Genomic DNA, 19,004 nt, shown 5'->3' on the forward strand with positions numbered 1-19,004 from the left:
TGGACACCCTTGCTCTTGGCTAACGGTAGGTGTGTCGCCAACCCCCGTTCGGGACTTTCACCCTATAGGGACCGCCCATGCCGGGCGTACCAAAAAAGGACGCCTGACTCGGCGTCCTTCGAGGTGGTGCAAACAAAACGGATTCCTCCGCTGTTCATATGCGGCTAGAGCGTCCCCGTTTCCAACTGCGTCACGTCGTGCATGGCTTCTTCGACAGCGACCAGAGATCCGTCTTCGGCCACTTCGTACACGCGAACATCGTTGCCGGATACGTTGAACTCCATGAAGCAGTTCCAGCAGTAGAATTGATTTGCCCCAATCTTGCCGATATCCCGGCAGTTGCAGTGCGGACAACGCATAGACAAAATCTCCTTTGTTTGGTGTCCATCGCCGCCATAAGTGGAATCTCCACCCACAAATGGCAGACGATATTAGCCTGTCCACTCCCATCCCGGGCTAAACCCGAGGTTTTCCAGCAGCGCAGAGAAAACCAACTGCTCTTTAAATATTCTATCACTAAAATAATTGGAATGAAAGCCGCGTTGGGCGTGGTGCCGAGAGTAATCATAGCGCCGTGCGAGACGGTCTGCAATGAAATTTTTTCCACGCACCACCAATTCCCTGCCATATCCATTCGGTCTGAATGTCATCATTCTGCTGCAGAAGGCGCGAAACCCCTCGTGGATACCGGCGACCTCCCCGACGCAGGTCAGCGGCGCAGCGCGTTCACCGCTTCCTCAATGTGCTGCACCGCGGTTCGCACATCCGATTCCGAGGTGAAATCGGAGAAACTGAAGCGGAGCGATTCGTGCACCCGAGATACTTCGTAACCCATCGCCTGCAGCACGTGACTCGGTTCGAGCGATCCCGCCGTGCACGCGGAGCCCGCAGACGCCGCGACACCAGCCAGGTCCAGGCGCATCAAGAGGCGGTCGTTGCGCACGCCCGGGAACCACACATTGAGGATGGCCGGCACACTCGGCTCTCCGCCGTTTCGTTCCACCGGCACGCGGGCCGACAGCATATCCCAGAAGACATCGCGAATTTGCCGGACGTGGCGCTGGTGGTCATCCCAGTGCTGGCGCAGCCGTTCTGCGGCGGCGCCAAATCCGACGATACCGGCCACGTTCTCCGTCCCGGCGCGCCGCTCGCGCTCTTGGGTCCCACCGTGCAGCACCGGCCGCCACGGCGTGCCGCGGCGTATGTAGAGTGCGCCCACTCCCTTGGGACCGTGCACTTTGTGTGCTGAAAAGCTCGCCAGGTCCACCTGACGTTGGTCCAACTGCAGACGAAGGGTGCCGAGCGCTTGAACCATGTCCGAATGCACCAGCACCGCTGCGTCCCGCGCCTTCACGGCAGCGGCGATTTCGTCCACCGGAAGAATGACGCCGGTCTCATTGTTCACCGACATCACGGAGACCAGCAGCGTATCCGCCGTGACGGCGGAAGCCACATCGTCCGGGTGAATCCGGCCATCCTCCCGAGGCGCCACGTACGTCACCGAATATCCCAGTGATTCGAGAAAGGCACACGTGTGCAGCACCGCATGGTGCTCCAACGCGGTCGTGACGACGTGCCGTCTGCCCGTCCCCGCCAACAGGGTTCCGTAGAGCGCCGCATGAATCGACTCGGTGCCGCCGCTCGTGAACACCAACTCCTGCGGATGGGCGCCAATCAACAGCGCCACGCGCTCCCGCGCCGTCTGCAGCGCTGCCTTCGCCTCCCTCCCCAACGCGTGGATGCTGGACGCATTTCCGTACCCGTTCGTCAAATAGGGCATCATCGCGTCGAGAACGTCCGGATGCACGGCCGTGGTCGCCGCGTTGTCGAGGTAGATCATCGTCATCACCGCTTTTCATCGACTTCAGATGTAGTACATCACCATATCTCCGCCCTGGTTCTTCATATCGACCAGGTCCTGCAGCGTCAGGGATTCCAGGACGTTCACAATCGCGTCGCGCAGGCGCCGCCACAGTTCGTCCAGACCATCGTCCAAGTCTTCATCCACAATGGTCACCGGCCCCTCGAGCGTGAAGATGATGTCCGAAACGCGGATATCCGTCGTGGCTTTTGCCAGGACATAACCACCGTACGCGCCGCGAATGCTGCGCACAAACCCCGCGTTGCGCAGCGGCGCAATCAGCTGTTCCAAATAATGTTCGGACAGGCCCTGCCTGTCCGCGATGGACTTGAGCGACACGGGCGATCCGGCCTCGTTCATCGCTAGATCCACCAACAACATTAATCCATAGCGCCCTTTGGTAGAAATCTTCAACGTTCAACGTCCTTTCTCAGCAATTGCGTGACCGGATGAACCCCTCGCCAGCCACGCGGGTCGCTGCACCCGTTCGTGGGGCTTGGGTTCGTAGTACGCTCTGCGTTCCACGCCGACTGGCCAATAGCTCTGGCCCTTCGCCAGCTCCGGGTCATCGTGCGGGTAGATATATCCGACTCCGCTGCCCAGCTCGGCGGCTCCAGCGTAGCCGGTGCCGCGCAGGTGCGGTGGTACTTGCAGCGGAAGTCCTCCCTGCACATCCGACAGGGCCCGGTTGATGGCGTTGTAGGCCGCATTCGACTTGGGCGCGCAGGCCAGGTAGGTGGTCGCCTGGGCCAGCACGATGCGCGCCTCCGGCATGCCGATGAACTGCACCGCCTGGAGTGCCGCCACCGCCATCGGCAACCCGGCCGGATCGGCGTTACCGATGTCCTCGGACGCCAGAATCACCAGACGCCGCGCAATGAAGCGCGGGTCTTCCCCAGCCTCCAGCATCTTGGCCAACCAGAGAATGGCCGCGTCCGGATCGGATCCGCGCACCGATTTGATGAACGCCGAAATCGTGTCGTAGTGTTCATCGCCAGTGGTGTCGTACAACACCGCCCGCCCCTGCAGCGCAGCGCGCACGTGCTCCGGCGTGACGCGCGCGCGGCCGTCCGGTCCCACCGGTGCCGTCAAGACGGCCATCTCGAGGCTGTTCAACGCCCGGCGCGCATCTCCTCCAGACGCCTGCACCAGCAACTGCAACGCGGCGTCCTCCACCTCTGGCCGCGCCGCGCCAAGTCCTTTGCTTTCGTCCTGCAGCGCGCGCCGCAGAAGGTGTTCGATGTCCGAGGGCTGAAGCGGATCGAGACGGTACACGGATGACCTGGAAACCAGCGCCGGGTTGACCTGAAAGTACGGATTTTCTGTCGTCGCGCCAATCAGCACCAGCGTCCCCTGCTCCACGTACGGCAGCAGGGCATCCTGCTGGGTCTTGTTGAAACGGTGAATTTCGTCAATGAACAACACCGTTTTCCGACCGTACATCGATTTCTCGTCGCTGGCTCGCTGCACGACCTGGCGAATGTCCGCAATCCCGGCAGTCACCGCGTTGAGGGTCTCGAAGCGAGCTTTGGTCACCTGGGCAATCACGTGCGCCAAGCTCGTCTTCCCGGTGCCCGGCGGCCCGTACAGGATGACGGACATCAGCAGGTCGCGTTCAATCGCGCTGCGCAGCGGTGTGCCCGGACCAACCACGGACTGCTGCCCCACCAAATCGTCCAGCGTCTCCGGCCGCATCCGGTGTGCGAGTGGAGCTTCCTGGGCCTGTTCCGCCTCTGCGGCAAAGTCGAACAAATCCACCGTTACGCACCCCCCAGTACCGTTCGCGTCACCGTGTCGCTGCCATGGTCAATCCATATGGACATGCCCGTTCCCCATTTCCCAGTATTGTGGTCGACTTTTATTATATCAAGCTTTGCCGAAACCCGCGTTTTCAACCATGCCTCGAGCACCTGAACGCCCGATGCCGAAGGCACGCAAAAACAGCGGTCCCCCGAGGAACCGCTGTGAATGATTTCCGAGTGCCCCCGCACCTGCCGTGAAACCCACCGTTTTGAACCTGCTCTCGCAGGTGGGTGCCCTGCTCGGCCTGTTCGCAAGTCCACGATTCTTCGCCGCGCGGGCGACGAATGAGGCATGTGCTCACGGTCGAGACGTCCGAGCTCCCTTTGTATCGGGTGTTGGCTCAAAACACATTAGGTTTACACCAACAGCGCAGGGAAATCACGCATCATCTGTGGTCTTATGGTACCACCGGCGCCGGTGGTGATGCAAGTTCAAACCAATGGAGCGGATGGCTCCGTTTTCCGCAGGATCAGATGCAACGTGTCCAACTGTTCCTGCGTGACCGGCGCCGGCGCGTCCATCAACAGATCCGTGCCGCTCGATGTCTTCGGAAACGCGATGCAGTCGCGCAGGGACTTGCCATTCCCCATAATCATGACCAACCGGTCAATCCCAAAGGCAATCCCGCCGTGCGGCGGCGTGCCGTATTCAAACGCGTCAAGCAGGTATCCGAACTGTTCGTATGCCTGCTCGCGACTGAAGCCAAGCACCGAAAACATTTTTTCCTGAACGTCGCGTTGATAAATGCGCATGCTGCCGCCGCCGAGTTCGAAACCGTTGAGCACCAAATCGTACGCCTGCGCCCGGACCGCGCCGGGATTGCTGTCCAACAACGGCAGATCCTCCACGCGCGGCATGGTGAACGGATGATGTTCCGCCACAAACCGCCCCTGCTCTTCATCGTAGGAGAGCAACGGAAAATCGGTGATCCAGACAAACTCAAACGTTCCTTCCGGAATCAGGTCGAGCGCTCTGGCCAACTGTTGCCGCAGCGCCCCGAGTGCCGCGTTCACCGTTTTCCGGTCGGCCGCCGCAATCAGCACCAGGTCCCCATCGTTCGCACCGGCGCTTGCCGCCAGAGCCCGCAGTTGTTCCGACGTGAAAAATTTGGCGATGGACGACTTGCACTCATCGCCCTGGACCGCAATGCTCGCCAAGCCCTTCAGGCCGTACGGCTGTACAAACTGCACCAGTTCATCCACCTGTTTGCGCGAGTAGCCGGCGCATCCCGGCGCGCAGATGGCTTTCACCACGCCGCCGTTCGCAAGCGCTTCGCGAAAGACGCGAAACTCCGTTTCGGCCACCTCGCCACTCACGTCCACGAGCGGCAGGCCGTATCGCAAATCCGGCTTGTCGCTGCCGTAGCGCTCCATCGCCTCTCGGTACGGCATGCGGCGGAACGGCGTGGGAATATCCACCCCGAGCACCTCGCGGAAGGCCAACTGCATCATCTCTTCCATCATGGCCTGAAACTCGGGCAGCGGAATGAACGACTGTTCGATGTCCAACTGCGTGAATTCAGGCTGCCGATCCGCCCGTAAATCCTCGTCCCGAAAACAACGCGCGAACTGGAAGTACCGTTCCACCCCGGACACCATCAGCAACTGCTTGAAGAGCTGCGGAGACTGCGGCAGCGCGTAAAACTCTCCGGGGTGAACCCGGCTCGGCACCAGGTAGTCCCGCGCCCCTTCCGGGGTACTGCGCGTCAACACGGGGGTTTCCACTTCCAAAAAACCATGCTTGTCCAGGTAATCCCTGAACACTTTGCCCACCTGGTGCCGAATTTGCAGCATGCGCTGCATCGATGGGCGGCGCAGGTCCAGGTAGCGGTACTTCAACCGCAGCGGCTCCTCCACGTCCAGGTTGTCCTGGATGAAAAACGGCGGTGTCTTCGCCGCGTTCAAAATCTCCAATCCTGCAACCACCACCTCAATCCGGCCGGTGGCAATCTTCGGATTGACCGCCGCAGGATCGCGAGGTTCCACGGTGCCGCTCACCGTGATCACGTATTCGTTGCGCAAAGATCCCGCCAGGTTCAACACATCCGCCGGCGTTCCGCGCTCCGCATCAAACACCAACTGCACAATCCCGCTCCGATCCCGCAGGTCAATAAACACCAGCGATCCCAGATCCCGCCGTCGATGAACCCATCCGGACAACGTCACGGCGGTGTGCGCAGCCAGGTCCGCCGTTTCAGCCACCACATGCGTCCGGTACTGCTTCACCTTCATCATCACACCCTTGTCGATAAATAGGAAACCAGTTGGTCCTGCGCAACCGCCACCTGCTCGCCGGTTGTCAGGTCCTTGACGGAAACGGTGCCCGCGGCCACTTCGTTCTCGCCGAGCACCAGCACAAACCGCGCGCCGAGTCGGTCGGCGGCTTTGAACTGGGCCTTCAACCCCTTGTTCTGATAATCTCGATCCGCCGAAATGCCCGCCTCCCGCACCTGCTGCAACAACCGTGCGGCGGTCGTGGCTGCGGTGTCGTCCGCCACCGCGATGTACACCGCCAGCGCCGACTTCTGCGCCGGATGGATACCCTGTTCCTGAAGCACCAACAAGGCGCGTTCCAATCCACCGGCGAAGCCAACCCCCGGCGTCTCCGGTCCTCCCACTTCAGCCACGAGTCCGTTATACCGCCCGCCACCGGCAACCGTGCTGTAACCGGGCACGATGAACTCCCAAGCCGTGCGGGTGTAGTAATCGAGCCCGCGCACCAACCGCGGATTGACGGTGTAGGAAACGCCCGTTTCCTGCAGCAGGCGCTTGACCGCGTCAAAGTGTTCGGCGCACGCATCGCACAGGCAATCGAGCACGGTGGGCGCGTTCACCTCCCGCAACAATGCCTGGCAGCTCTCGTTCTTGCAGTCGAAAATCCGCAGCGGATTTCGTTCCAAGCGGCTCTGACAATCCGCGCACAACCGATCCGCCACCGGACGCAGCGCCGCCACCATGGCTTCCCGGTGACGCGGGCGGCACTCGGCACAGCCGACGCTGTTCATTTCCAGCTGTACCCGGCCCAGTCCCAGGCGTTCCAGGAACGTCGCACCGAGGGCAATCACTTCGGCGTCCACGTCCGGCGCTTCCGACCCGAGCACTTCCACGCCGTACTGGTGAAATTGCCGCCACCGGCCCTTCTGCGGCTTCTCATAGCGAAACATTGGACCAATGTAAAACAGTTTGGTCAGATCTGGATTTCCATACAGTTTGTTTTCCACAAACGCCCGCACCACGCCGGCGGTCCCTTCCGGCCGCAGCGTCAAGCTTCGTTCGCCGTGGTCTTCGAAAGTGTACATCTCCTTTTCCACAATGTCGGTGGTTTCACCGACGCCGCGGGCGAACAATTCCGTGTGTTCAAAGATGGGCGTCCGAATTTCCTGATAGTGATAGGTCCGGCAAACCTCCCGAAATGTGTCCTCCAATCGGCGCCAGGACTCAACTTCTCCCGGCAACAGATCCGCGGTTCCCCGCGGCCGCTGTGTCAACATGACAAACACCTCCCTTTCCCGTTCCTGAACGCCAGCGTCACGCTGCGCACCACAACAAAAACGCCCTTCGACCGGCCGTCCTGTGACGGCAGGGACGAAAGGGCGTGGTTCCGCGGTGCCACCCTGCATTGAACGGCTCCAGGGCCGTTCCACTCGATGCGCGTAACGTGCGCCGGACGCCATACGCTTTGGAACCAAACTGCCGCTGGTTCGGTTGCGCAGGTTCTTCGAGGTGTCTTTCCCAACCGGTCGGTGAACCTGCTTCCAGCCAAAGGCAGGTCTCTCTGGACACCGCGTTGCGGCGGTACTTTTCCTCATCATCGAATCCCGTATGGAGTATATAACTTGGAGTATACTGAGCGGCCCAGCCTCTGTCAAACCGTTCGGCGGCGCAGCCCTCGTGCGCCGGACGCGTTCGGCGATCCGTCAGACGCACCGGATGAGCGAACGCTCCATCCACCGTTGCGGCGACTCTCGGCCGGGTTCATATTCCAACAGCCCGTCCCCGTCCCACTGCAAACACCACGTGCGTTGGACCGGAGCTCCGCTGCCGCCTTCTCTGCCCTCCATGTGAACGTGCGCACTGCAGGCCTGCACCGATTCCATCCTCATGTGATGCGCATCCTCCCAAGCCCGATTGAATCCCTGCATAGTGTACCGACCCGGGCCCGCAATCATACCGTCCCCTGTTTCCGAGTTGTGGTACCATGAGGACCGACAACAACGCAAGGAGGATTTCAATATGGACTGGACGCAATCCGCGCTTTGGCACCAACGGGCCGAGGCGGTCATTCTGGGCGGAGTGAACAGCCCGTCGCGGTCTTTCAAATCGGTGGGCGGCGGGACGCCCATTGTGATGGCAAAAGGACAGGGCAGCCGATTCATCGACGTGGACGGGAATGAATACATCGACTATCTCGGGGCCTATGGACCGCTGGTCCTGGGCCACGCCCACCCGGAAGTGATGGCCGCCCTGTGCGAGGCCACGCGCGACGGCATTCTTTACGGGACGCCCACGCGCTGGGAGGTGGAGTTTGCCGAGGTGCTGCGCGCCGCCGTACCGGATTTGGAGCGCATTCGATTTGTGAATTCCGGCACCGAGGCGGTCATGACCACCATCCGTGTGGCGCGCGGTGCGACCGGCCGAAACAAACTGATTAAGTTTGCGGGATGCTATCACGGCCATTCCGATCCGATGCTGGTGGCGGCCGGATCTGGCCCATCCTCCATCGGCGTTCCGGACAGCGCCGGCGTCACGCAGGCCATCGCGTCCGAGGTCATCACGATTCCGTTCAACGACCTCGCCGCGCTCGAAGCTGCGCTCGACGTGCACGGACCGGATGTGGCGGCGGTGCTGGTGGAACCCATTGTGGGGAACTTCGGCATTGTGGCCCCGGCCGACGATGACTATCTGCAGGGCGTCATCGACCTGGCGCACCGGCACGGGGCATTGGTGATCTTTGACGAAGTGATCACGGCGTTCCGCTTTCACTATGGGACCGCCGCGCAGCTGTACAATGTTCATCCTGACCTGTACGCGTTGGGAAAAATCATTGGCGGGGGATTGCCGATTGGAGCATACGGCGGGCGCAGAGACATCATGGAATCCGTAGCGCCGCTCGGCCCCGTATATCAGGCTGGCACCATGGCGGGCAACCCTGCGTCCATGCGCACCGGATTGGCCTGCCTCCAGGTACTGCGGGAAGAAGGGCTGTACGAGCGAATGGCGAAACTCGGGGCGGCACTGGAAGCCGGCATTCAGGAGGCCGCCGCAGCGTTCGGCCAAACCATCCGCATCAACCGCGTGGGCGGGGCTTTCACGGTCTATTTCACGGATCGCACCGTGCGCAACTACGACGACGCACAAGCATCGGACAGCGCCCAATTTGCGCGCCTGTTCCATGAATTATTGAAGCGAGGGGTATTTATCGCACCTTCGAAATACGAAGCGTGGTTTGTCTCCGCTGCACACACGGAGGAAGATGTGGAGCAGACATTGGCTGCCGTACGCAGCAGCTTCGCCGCAATGGCTGAAAACTGAACACAAAGCAACACCGGGTTGGCCGCTTAAAACCGCAGCACAACCCGGTGCCTTTTCGTCCATCACCGACTGTTGCGACAGCGCGTCGGTCAGCGCCCGTCATCAACAACGCCGTTCACAGGACGTCCGCCAACTGACTGACCAAGTCGCTCTTCGAACGATAACCAACCAATTGCTTCACGACCTGCCCGTTCTTGAACACAAGCAGCGTCGGAATGCTCATGATGCCGTACTGCTGAGCCGTGGCCGGGTTCTGGTCGACATCCAGCTTACCCACTTCCAGCTTGCCCGCATATTCCTCGGAGACCTCTTCAATCACGGGCGCCATCATTTTACAGGGGCCGCACCAGGTTGCCCAGAAATCCACCAGGACCGGTTTATCGGACGAAAGGAATTCGGAAAATGTGGCATCCGTTACCTCTTTGGCCATGTTTCTCTCCTCCTCACAGTAGCCCCGGACTCGGGGCGACAAGATGGGCGCGACTGCATCCAAAGGTTTCGATGAGTGCGCGCATGGTTTATTGTATCATACCCAATGCCGCTCGCAATGGTCGGCCGACCCACCGCCATGTCAGATACTGATGGAACTCGTCGCTGGGCTCGTTGCCACTCAGAATCTGGACCATCATGGAGACACCCTCATTCAATCCTCATCCAACGTGGCGCACCCGCAATCCGCGCCGCAACAACCAGACGAAACTCAAGCACAGCACCGCATAGGCAATCCAGTGCCAGTGCTGCAGGGGATATCGCGCAGCCACCGTTTGCAGAGGCAGCACCCAGTACATCATGGAGGCCGCGAGCAATACCCCCGGGTGTAGACGACCGCGGCGGCGGTAGATGCCGAACAACAGCATCCCTGCGGCCAGTGTCAGCGCACCGGTGGTCAGTGCCTCCGCGTTGAACCTCCACTTCGTCAGCGCGATGCCCAACGCCGGTACCAGCGTGCTTTGGAAGACCATCGCCCCTGTGATGTTGCCAATCGCCAGCGCATCCTTTCCCTGGCGGATCCAAACGACGCTGTTCAGGGTCTCCGGCAGTTCGGTTGCCAGCGGAATCAGAATGGCGGACAGCACAAACGGCGGCATCCCCCAACCCGCGGCCAACCGCTCCACCGACTTGGCGAGCAATTGCGCTCCGCCGACAATGGCGGTCAACGACAGGGTCAGTTGCAGCAACACCGCGCCCACGCGGGGACGATTGGCCTTGCCCCACTGCATGTACAGCATGTGAATGGATTGAGACCCCACCTGATCCGATGTGTCGCGGATGGTAAAGAACAGAAAGGCACCGTATATCCCAATCAACAAAAGGGAAGCCACGTAGTGACTGTCCTCGTCCGGAATGCACCCGGCCAAGAAACTCACCGCGTAGGCCACCAAAAAGAACATCATATCCCTGCGGTACCGCAGCGGATGCAGATGCAGCGTGTATTCATGGGCTTGGCCGCGTCGGAAGAGCCACAGGGCCACCGCCACAATGGCGGACCCGAGCGTCACCAGCAGGAAGGGGGCTCCAAGAATGCCACCAATCCCAACTTCCTCCGCCACCGCGGCCCCGTGTCCAAACAGAATGGCGGCGACAGGTACCGCCGTTTCCGGGAGTGCCGTCCCAAGGGCCGCCAGGATGCTTCCCACCGTTCCTTCTCCGAGTCCGAACAGGCGTCCCAGCCATTCCACACCATTGGTGAACAACTCTGCACCAAACAGAATCATGGCCAGGGACAACACGATTGTCGCCGCAGTTCCCACAGGTCTCCCTCCCCGGTGGACAACACCCTTCTACAGAAGTACGCAGCACGGCCGGCGGATATGAATTGCAATCCAGCACGCCGCCGCGCTGCAGAGGGGAGACTCGGGACAGGTCAGGAAAGCGGAGCCGTGACCTGGGAAGGCAACAAGTCCTGCATGAGAGTCCGAACGTCTGCCGACTTTTCGAGAAACAGGGCAAACCACACGTCGTCATGTCCAGTGAAAAACCATACCTTTCCTTCCTCACCAACCATGGACGACTCGGTCACCTGGCTCAACCCCACCTCAGATCGGAGGCGTTCCATGGTCTCCCGATGCGCCCGAAGCGCGTCGGTCAGGTCGCTGTCGTACCGATGATCCGAGGCGCCGACCTGTCCTTGGTGAAAGGCCACCCATCCTAAGACGCCTTGGCTCTCCTGCAACCGCTCCATGACAGACTGCCACGCCGGCAAATGAAACGGATGATCCGCACCCTGTCGCAGGTAAAACGACGGCCGAGCCGAACCGAACACCGTCTCCCGAGCATCCACGTATACCTCCGGCGAGGAGGATACCGCGTCGGAGTGGACTTTCTCGGATGACGCGCTGGCCTCCGCCACAGCTTCGACCGAGACGTCCGCGGCGGAAGGATGCGGCGGCATCCCCGCATCCGGCGCCGGCTCCGCCCCCTCCGACGTGTGTCGCAGCGCCTCCGCCGCGTGATCCTGCCGCATTTGACGCAGCAATTTCACGTTGATGGCCACCCAAGCCACAATCAGTATGATGATCACTGCCAAACAGCCGAGAACCGCAGAATTTCCGGACAAGCTCATCCCTCCGCATCCACCGTCTTGATTTTGACCAGAGGTCACTGATAATTTCGCTCGTCGGTTCGGACGATGCCTGGAACCAGTCGAAACGATTGCGGACGCAGGCGCCAGACGCTGACGAGAAACAGAATGCCGCACATTGCCGTGTATACGCCGACAAACCGCAGCCAACCATTGCGCTCAGCCAGACCAGGATTTTCAATGGCTGCAAGAATCCACAGGGGATTTAGGCTGAGCAGCACCTTGCCCCAATGAGACAGGAAGTAGTCCATTGGAAAGCGCGCCGCAATCCACTGCAGACCGTATCCCAGACCACCGGTGATGAGCACCATCCAGGTAACCGTGGTGTAGGAGAGAATGGTGCTCCATCCGGATCGCAAAGAGATGGTTGACCACATGACACTCAGCGCAGCAATGAGAGCAACGGTGAACAATTGGAAGGCGAACACGGCCATGACTTCCTCAGGGACCGCGCCGCCGAACAAGAAGACCAAACTGTACAGCGGGAGCGTGACCACCAGCAGCAGGGCCAGCAGCGCCGAGGAAGACAGGATCTTCCCAATCAGAATGCCCGCCGGGGAGAGGGGAGTGGTCAACAGGACAGCCAACGTCCGCCGCTCCCGCTCACCGCTGATGGCGCCCGCCGCGAAAGCCGGGGTCAGGAAGGCGACAATCACGGTTTGCAACAGACTGAGCGTGACAAACACCTGTTCACTGCGCGCCGGAAGAAACATCGACAGCTGTCCCTGGACGTTTTCGTACAGCAGAAAGAACGTCAGCAGTGCCATGGCTGTGAAGTAGCCCGTGACCACCACCGGTGCTCTGAGGGTTCGCATTCGCTGCCGAAACTCCTTGCGCAACAACGGATTCCGAATCACTGTGAATTCACCGGCCCTTCTGTCAAACGGAGGAACAGCTCTTCAATATCGGTGGCCTGTTCCACAAACTGATACACCTGAACGCCCTCCGCCAACAACCGCTGCAACAATTCTCCCTGCTGAGGCAAGCTGCCCGCGAAAACCAGTTCCACGCCATCCGGGCGATACCGCACTTCGCGAACCTGGCAAGCCCCTGCCAGCGCCCGCTCCCACACGGCGTATGGCGCCTGCCCCTGAATTCGCAGCGTCCGGTATGCGGAAGAGTGGTTCAGCAACACAGGAACCGCCGCCACGGCGGCAAGTTGACCCGCGCGAAGAATTGCAATTTCGTCGCAGATCTCGCAGAGTTCGTGCAGGATGTGTGAGCTCATGACAATAGTCTTCCCCAGCGTTCTCAGGCGCGACAGTACACTGCGCATTTCGATGCGCGAGCGCGGATCGAGACCGGAAGCTGGTTCGTCCAGAATGAGCACCGGCGGATCGTGAATCAGACACCGCGCAATTTCCAGGCGCTGCTGCATCCCGCGAGAGAGCGCGTTGACGTACGTCTCGCGCTTGTCTTCCAGACCTACCCAGGCCAGGTACTCCCTCGCCCGCTGCACCGCCAGATGCTTTGGGACGCGGTAGCAGTCGGCGTAGAATTGCAGGTATTCCTCCGCCGTGATGTCGTCGTACACACCGAATGCGTCCGGCATATAGCCGATAGATCGACGCACCTCGGTCGACTGTTCCGTGATGTCGTAGCCATTCACGTAGGCGCGCCCCGACGTGGGGGACGTCAGCGTGGCAAACATCGACAGCGTTGTGGTTTTGCCCGCGCCATTCTCCCCGACAATCCCAAATACGGTGCCTCGGCGAATCTGCAGGTTCAGGTGGTCCACCGCAGTAAACTTCCCGTATCGCTTGCACAGGTTTTGGGTTTCAATCACTGTCGGGTCACCTCCGTCTTGCCAATGGTGGTCACGGTGGTGAATTGGCGCACGAGGACCAGCGTTTGATCCTCCACCACGGCTTGTCCCGTCACGACCTCGGGCAACGCCGGCGTCGGGCTGTTGGTCGTGGCAACCACCAGCGCCCGGTTGTCGTTCACCGCATCCGGGGCATCGTCAAGCAAATTCTCGCGCGCTGCCACGGTGGCAAGCGGACGGCCGATGCCGTGGCCAAAGTCGTGGTTGTACGCGCTGTAGGCGGACAGGTTCCCACTGTCCGACACCGTCTGTCCACTCAAGGCGGCCGGTAGATTCATGGCACCGCCCGCTGGAATGTCTCCGATTTGATACATCCGTCCGGCCCAGAACACGGCCACATCCTGCAGCGCGTACCCGGTGTGGTTGATGATTCTTCCCGTCAACGTCGTCTGCGATGCCCACAGTTGCACGGTCAGACTGCCCGCATCCTGCACCGCGCCGGCAGCGTACACATAGCGCATGCCCCAGCGGCCCACGTCGTCAAAGGAAACCGTGGTGCCACTGCGGAACAGCGTGGAGGCGTAGCCCAACTCGCGAACATTGTGCTGTTCCATCGGCAGCGCCAACAGCGGTTCATTCATCATAGCAAAGCCTGACGTCTCTGACGGAGACATGAACGCTCGGATTCCGTACGCTTCGGCGGTCCCGTTACCCACCAGGTCGAGCACCCCGACGCCTTCCGTCAAGACGCCCGCCGGCCGCTGGTTGGCACCAAACAGATAGATGCCTACAGTCGTCACGACACTGACCGCGGGCAGAAGGAACCAGGCCAGTGGTTCCGACTTCCAGCGGCGCAACAGAAAAAACAACAGCGGACCGACGACCAGCGCATACAGGGCAAACACGGTCGCCCAAAATCCCAACGACGGTATCTGCAAGGGAGACAAGGCATCACTGGCAGATACAAGCTGCAATGTGCTGTCCTGGGAAAGCAGATGAGGCAGCGCTCCAGATCCACCCGCTTCCCCCTGTTGAATCAACTTCGTCCACAGGGCCGCGTTGTTGGGCCAGCCAAGCAGGCTTGGCTGCGCCGGTGAAAAGGCGGTCTGAACCACCGTGCCTCGTCCCACCGGCAACGCCGCAATGTAGGGAGTGGCGGTGCTGCCGGCCCACACATCGGCGTTTGGCAGGACGCCTTTCCCTTCCACCTGAAAGTCTTCCGGCGGCGTGACCGATCCGGACAGAAACGCCGCCAACTGCGCGCCTTTCCCGGCCGTCGCAGGCCCCGGTTGAATCGGCAACACTTGGTCCCAGTCGGGCACCCGCCCGGTCCCGGTGACAATCAGCAGGCCCCCCAACTGAATCCAGGTCAACAGCGCCTTGCGCTGCGCCGACGTTAAATCGTCCGCCAACGTGTCCGGCGTTGCCGCCACGGCGGTCAGACCAGCGAGCAAATTGGCGGACGACGGCAGATTGTCCGGGCTCAATGTCACCGGCAGCACCGGATTGCCGCCCGCTCCATCCGTCACGCCGGTGAGTACGCGGGCAATCTGGGTGTCACCCGCGACCACGCCAACCAGCGACACCGCTCCCAACGCGGTGCCGCTCAATGCGGAGCTGGCGACGGTTCGTCCGTTCACCAACAGGTGCACCGTTTCCCTATCGACCATATTGCCAGGAATGGCAATCTGTTTTTTTACCGTCTGGTTTCCAGGTAACGTCACCGGCCATCGCAACGTCCCAGACGCGGATCGATCTCCAATGGAAAATCCCACATCCGCATCCAACTCCGCGTGGATCGTCGGTCCGTGGTTGACCACGGTCAACGTGACCGGCACCCAATCGTTTTTTGTATAGAAACCGTTGAAACCGACCTCCGCGGACATTCCGAGGGTCGGCTGCGCATGGACGGTCAGCGGTGTCCACCAGCTGCCCACCAGCCAACAGATTAAACCTGTCAAGGCCCACTTGCCCGTTGTCGGAAGAACTCCGGCCCTGTCCTTTCCGCACCGTTGCCGGCGCCACCTAGGCATTCGTTTTCTACCGCCTCTCAACCATTCATCATGCGATCCACATGGACCACACACACTCCATGATTGTACCTGTTCCAGCATCCGGAGGCCAATGGTCGAGCATCGGTCGAATCCTGCAATGTTGGCTAACGAATCCATTGTTCACGCAGGGCTTTGGCGACGGCTTCCGCCCGATTTCGCGCTTGGAGTTTACGCAGGATGGAACTGACGTGCTCGGTCACCGTGTAGTCGCTGATATGAAGCGTTTTCCCGATTTCCTTGGTATCCAAACCGTTGGCGATGAGCTGCAAAATGTCCTGTTCACGCTGGGTCAGCGGCACCGACAACGCGGGTTTCGGTGCGTGGGGACGGCGGTACATGTGAGCGACCAAGGCAAGCGCCGCCCGGGCCACCATGGCGTTCACGAGCGCCATGGTGCGCGGTGTCGGATGGAACGGCGCTCCGCCTTGATCCAGCAACAAAATCCCGAGCGGCCGGCAATCATCCGTCAACACGGGGCAGACCAGCAAAGAAGTCAGACCAAAGTGTTCTATGTAGGATACCGGTAGAACGGCGCCGACGTCCTTCAGGAATACCGGCTTGCCGTACTTTATCAGGGACTGGATGGCCGGAATGATGCGCGCGGTCTCGCGGATGCGCTGGATTTCATCGACCACCACGTGATGCCCGTGAATCCCTTCCACGGATTGGGTCAATGGGTTGTATATGAACAGCGCGCTCCGCTCAAATTCCCCCTGTTGACAAATCTGTTCCACGACCGCGCTGACCACCGCAGTCACATCGGTCGCCCGCAACAACTGTGCATCGAATGCAAGCAATCGTTCATTCAACCAGGATTGCTCCATCCGCCGCGGTGACGTTTGGCGAAAGGCGCCGAAATCTGCCGCGCATCGCAATGTGATGGCCATGCGCCAGAACTCCGGTTCCGTCCCGGTCCCCGCGGGCACCGAGGCGACCGCGTGCAGGTTGTCCCCCACAGGCGCGGTCAATCCCCCCTCCCGTTCATGCTCGCGGCGAATTTCATCCGCCAAGTCCTGCCCGGCGGCGGCGAGCCACCGGCGCTCCGCGCGTTGGTAGGTTGCAAACTCCAAGATTGACAATTCCGGCCCTGACTGAATGACGGCAAACCAATGCCACGAGCCGGTCGGACACACCGCGTTCAGCCAGCGCACGAACGGCGTATCCCACGCGTCGCGTCCCTGCAGGACGCTCGTTGCTCCATATCCGTGCGGCAGCGCGGCCTGCGCCAACTCGGTACACACGATGTGCACCCACCGATGCAGCGTGTCCATTCCTTTGCCCTCGGTGGCCTGCCACAGCTGGGTGGAACAGATTTCCTCGATGTATGCGGTCAACAGACACAGTTCCGCCGCGGTGAAGGGCACGGCAATCTGCCGCAGCTCCTGCAGGACTGACTCCGTCAGCGTAGATTCCGAGTCCAGGGCTACGTCCATGTTGCGGAGGAGGAAACGCAACAACCGCTGTAATCCCGCCCGAGCGGCGTCCGGCACCCCGGCATGAACCAAGCGCAGCTGCCAATTGGCCTGCCACTCTGGCTCCTGCGTGCACAGCGTCTGCAGCACCCGGTCCACCGCACGCCGCAATGCCCGTTCATCGTCGGTCATGAAAGCGGTCGGACGCACCACCCATTCGCCTCCTTCGACACCCATGAGACAGAAAGCGTTTCCAGTTGTGCATACGCCCAACATCACCGGGATTCGTGAACCTCCGGTTCACCCGGTGCACCAGAAAACATCAGACAATTCACCGATTTCATGCTAGCACGCCGCCGGTCTATTCAGCAAGCGCGACAGCGCTGACTCCCGTTGCCGGAGCCAGCACCCATGCTGCAGAAGATCTGTGTTCAATGCGATTTTTGGGCCAGGTAGACCGCGAAATCGGTCAGATGCACAGCCGCCTGCCGGCGCATGTCGTCCGACAGGAGCGATCGCGCTGGCTTCGGATTGGCCTCAATGAAACGTCAATGTTATCTCCAAGGCCCTCACAAACGTGGGGCCTCAATGCATGGTGCAGGTCTTCGATCCTTCGCACGTGCACCGTTCCTCTCGGCAAGCCTAACGTCTCATCGCACTGACCAGTGGTGTCGATGAGTATCACTGTAGGTCGCCTGCTCCACGTTTGCTGCCGGTACCAGTTTAGCCGTCGCTCCCACTTTTTACGCCACTGGCGCTGTGTGATGAGCCGGAGTGCATTGAGGAGGTATGAGACCGGAGATGTTGCAAACAGCGCAACACAAAGCGCAAGCCCAAAACGGTGATTTCTCGACGCGCTACAAAATGAGCCCCCACCTCGTCTGAGATGGGGGCTTCGTCTGTTACGCCGTTGTCTGCGGTTGCGCCTGCTGAGCCTGTTGCGCCTGCGTGAAGGCGTTCGCGGTGGTAATCAGCGGGTCACCAGCAGCCTGCGACGTCGCGTTTTCGACATACTGCAGCGCAGCGTCAATCTCTGCGGGCGTCACACCGGGGACCTTGGAGCCGATCCACAGTTCCAGCGCCTTGCGTTGGTCGGCAGATAGGCTTTGGAGACCAGTGCCAAAGGCCCGCAAGCCAATGGCCGCATAGTGATACAGTTCCGTCTGCCGGGCCTTGGCCGTCAGTTCCTCGACTTCCTTCTGTAGCTTCTCCTCTGCTGTCTGCGCCCCGGGGATGATCTGGGCAAGTCCTTCCGCCACCTTCTCGGCATCCCCAACGATGCGTACGCCTTCTGTAGTCACTACTTTGGCGGCAGAATAGATCCATCCCCGCTTATGTGCGGCCACATAACCGCCCACAGAGCCAGCAACCGTCACAACAGCCGTCACAAGGTCATTTGCTGCATTCACCCAAGAGAAGTCCATACCAAAACACGCTCCTTTTTTAGTTTAGTTGATGGTCAGGTCAGCATCTTGCTCCACGTCTGCGGACCCACGATGCCATCGGCGGTCAGCCCGTGTGCGGACTGCCACTTCTTCACCGCGGCCGCGGTGGCTGGGCCGAACACGCCATCCGCAGTGGTGCCCACGATGGCCTGCACGGCCTTCACGGCGTTGGTGTGTCCGGTTACGCCCTGTTGCAGCGTCGGTACTTGCACGTCTCCCTCACCTCCTTGCGGCGCTGGTTGAGCGGCCGGCGTAGTCACTGCCGGTTTGGCGCCGAGGTCTTGCATCAGCCTGTCCCACGGAAACTTAGGGCCAGGGCAATCCGCGCGGTTCACCGAGTCGATCTCGTTGTGCCCGATGACGTGAAGCCTATCCGCCGGGATGCCCCACTTGGCGATAAGCTGCCGATGCAGCCACAGCGTGGCCTGGTACTGCGCCTCCGTCAGCCCGTCACCCGGCTGGCCCTCATGCTCTATGCTGATGCTGGAGGCGTTGAGGTGCCCTGCGAACTGCGAGTACAGAGCCCACGTTGGCCTGTTGGCTTGTCCATTG

General features: G+C 60.8%; 17 protein-coding genes and 1 other RNA gene. 1 reads left to right on the forward strand and 17 read right to left on the reverse strand.

The features are described from left to right. Nucleotides 1–164: 164 nt before the first annotated feature. The 8 genes from G463_RS20645 to G463_RS20655 form a co-directional block, all read right to left on the reverse strand. On the reverse strand, nucleotides 165–359 hold the full coding sequence (locus tag G463_RS20645; protein ID WP_035487461.1) for a hypothetical protein: 195 nt from the start codon (nucleotides 357–359) through the stop codon (nucleotides 165–167). Nucleotides 360–709: 350 nt separating this feature from the next. Next, on the reverse strand, nucleotides 710–1,846 hold the full coding sequence (locus G463_RS0114660; protein WP_026975771.1) for a cysteine desulfurase family protein: 1,137 nt from the start codon (nucleotides 1,844–1,846) through the stop codon (nucleotides 710–712). Between the two features lie 18 nt (nucleotides 1,847–1,864). Then, complete coding sequence (locus G463_RS0114665; protein WP_026975772.1) at nucleotides 1,865–2,275, reverse strand: RrF2 family transcriptional regulator; 411 nt, start codon at nucleotides 2,273–2,275, stop codon at nucleotides 1,865–1,867. A gap of 3 nt (nucleotides 2,276–2,278) precedes the next feature. Next, nucleotides 2,279–3,619, reverse strand: a complete 1,341-nt coding sequence (locus G463_RS20650; protein ID WP_051322332.1) for a replication-associated recombination protein A — start codon at nucleotides 3,617–3,619, stop codon at nucleotides 2,279–2,281. Between the two features lie 220 nt (nucleotides 3,620–3,839). Beyond that, nucleotides 3,840–4,043: non-coding RNA, 6S RNA (gene ssrS, locus G463_RS22480), on the reverse strand. Between the two features lie 52 nt (nucleotides 4,044–4,095). Beyond that, nucleotides 4,096–5,895 (reverse strand): aspartate--tRNA ligase, encoded by a 1,800-nt coding sequence (gene aspS / locus G463_RS0114675; protein WP_425387075.1) that lies wholly within the window; start codon nucleotides 5,893–5,895, stop codon nucleotides 4,096–4,098. 2 nt (nucleotides 5,896–5,897) lie between these two features. Further along, nucleotides 5,898–7,154 (reverse strand): histidine--tRNA ligase, encoded by a 1,257-nt coding sequence (gene hisS / locus G463_RS0114680; RefSeq protein WP_026975774.1) that lies wholly within the window; start codon nucleotides 7,152–7,154, stop codon nucleotides 5,898–5,900. 426 nt (nucleotides 7,155–7,580) lie between these two features. Beyond that, entirely contained in the window at nucleotides 7,581–7,766 is a 186-nt protein-coding gene (locus tag G463_RS20655; RefSeq protein ID WP_026975775.1) for a hypothetical protein, read from the reverse strand. A 130-nt stretch (nucleotides 7,767–7,896) separates the two neighbouring features. Here G463_RS20655 and G463_RS0114690 point away from each other — a divergent pair, with 130 nt between their 5' ends. After that, complete coding sequence (locus G463_RS0114690; protein ID WP_026975776.1) at nucleotides 7,897–9,195, forward strand: glutamate-1-semialdehyde 2,1-aminomutase; 1,299 nt, start codon at nucleotides 7,897–7,899, stop codon at nucleotides 9,193–9,195. Between the two features lie 115 nt (nucleotides 9,196–9,310). Here the strand turns inward: G463_RS0114690 and trxA are convergent, their stop codons facing one another. The 9 genes from trxA to G463_RS21925 all read right to left on the reverse strand — a co-directional run. Continuing rightward, nucleotides 9,311–9,625 (reverse strand): thioredoxin, encoded by a 315-nt coding sequence (trxA, locus tag G463_RS0114695; protein WP_026975777.1) that lies wholly within the window; start codon nucleotides 9,623–9,625, stop codon nucleotides 9,311–9,313. A 220-nt stretch (nucleotides 9,626–9,845) separates the two neighbouring features. Continuing rightward, nucleotides 9,846–10,946, reverse strand: a complete 1,101-nt coding sequence (locus G463_RS0114705) for a sodium:calcium antiporter (RefSeq protein WP_026975778.1) — start codon at nucleotides 10,944–10,946, stop codon at nucleotides 9,846–9,848. Nucleotides 10,947–11,059: 113 nt separating this feature from the next. Next, on the reverse strand, nucleotides 11,060–11,752 hold the full coding sequence (locus G463_RS0114710) for a hypothetical protein (RefSeq protein ID WP_156900239.1): 693 nt from the start codon (nucleotides 11,750–11,752) through the stop codon (nucleotides 11,060–11,062). 41 nt (nucleotides 11,753–11,793) lie between these two features. Then, complete coding sequence (locus G463_RS0114715; RefSeq protein WP_156900240.1) at nucleotides 11,794–12,633, reverse strand: ABC transporter permease; 840 nt, start codon at nucleotides 12,631–12,633, stop codon at nucleotides 11,794–11,796. After that, complete coding sequence (locus G463_RS0114720; protein ID WP_026975781.1) at nucleotides 12,630–13,562, reverse strand: ABC transporter ATP-binding protein; 933 nt, start codon at nucleotides 13,560–13,562, stop codon at nucleotides 12,630–12,632. The genes G463_RS0114715 and G463_RS0114720 overlap by 4 nt, the downstream gene beginning before the upstream one ends. Further along, nucleotides 13,559–15,574 (reverse strand): hypothetical protein, encoded by a 2,016-nt coding sequence (locus tag G463_RS0114725; RefSeq protein ID WP_156900241.1) that lies wholly within the window; start codon nucleotides 15,572–15,574, stop codon nucleotides 13,559–13,561. The genes G463_RS0114720 and G463_RS0114725 overlap by 4 nt, the downstream gene beginning before the upstream one ends. Before the next feature lie 125 nt (nucleotides 15,575–15,699). Then, the gene (locus G463_RS0114730; protein ID WP_051322333.1) at nucleotides 15,700–17,220 is read right to left on the reverse strand and encodes a LuxR C-terminal-related transcriptional regulator; all 1,521 of its coding nucleotides are present in this window, start codon (nucleotides 17,218–17,220) and stop codon (nucleotides 15,700–15,702) included. A 689-nt stretch (nucleotides 17,221–17,909) separates the two neighbouring features. Beyond that, the gene (locus tag G463_RS0114735; protein WP_026975784.1) at nucleotides 17,910–18,431 is read right to left on the reverse strand and encodes a hypothetical protein; all 522 of its coding nucleotides are present in this window, start codon (nucleotides 18,429–18,431) and stop codon (nucleotides 17,910–17,912) included. A 35-nt stretch (nucleotides 18,432–18,466) separates the two neighbouring features. Next, nucleotides 18,467–19,004 (reverse strand): peptidoglycan recognition protein family protein (locus G463_RS21925; RefSeq protein WP_169725484.1); only part of this gene is annotated, 538 nt, incomplete at its 5' end.

Source organism: Alicyclobacillus contaminans DSM 17975 (assembly GCF_000429525.1).
GTDB lineage: Bacteria > Bacillota > Bacilli > Alicyclobacillales > Alicyclobacillaceae > Alicyclobacillus_A > Alicyclobacillus_A contaminans.

Coding starts and splice junctions, on each gene's coding strand:
- G463_RS20645 (WP_035487461.1), bottom strand. CDS start 359: ATGCGTTGTCCGCACTGCAACTGCCGGGATATCGGCAAGATTGGGGCA.
- aspS (WP_425387075.1), bottom strand. CDS start 5,895: ATGAAGGTGAAGCAGTACCGGACGCATGTGGTGGCTGAAACGGCGGAC.
- G463_RS0114735 (WP_026975784.1), bottom strand. CDS start 18,431: ATGGACTTCTCTTGGGTGAATGCAGCAAATGACCTTGTGACGGCTGTT.
- G463_RS0114660 (WP_026975771.1), bottom strand. CDS start 1,846: ATGACGATGATCTACCTCGACAACGCGGCGACCACGGCCGTGCATCCG.
- G463_RS20655 (WP_026975775.1), bottom strand. CDS start 7,766: ATGAGGATGGAATCGGTGCAGGCCTGCAGTGCGCACGTTCACATGGAG.
- hisS (WP_026975774.1), bottom strand. CDS start 7,154: ATGTTGACACAGCGGCCGCGGGGAACCGCGGATCTGTTGCCGGGAGAA.
- G463_RS0114725 (WP_156900241.1), bottom strand. CDS start 15,574: ATGCCTAGGTGGCGCCGGCAACGGTGCGGAAAGGACAGGGCCGGAGTT.
- G463_RS0114690 (WP_026975776.1), top strand. CDS start 7,897: ATGGACTGGACGCAATCCGCGCTTTGGCACCAACGGGCCGAGGCGGTC.
- trxA (WP_026975777.1), bottom strand. CDS start 9,625: ATGGCCAAAGAGGTAACGGATGCCACATTTTCCGAATTCCTTTCGTCC.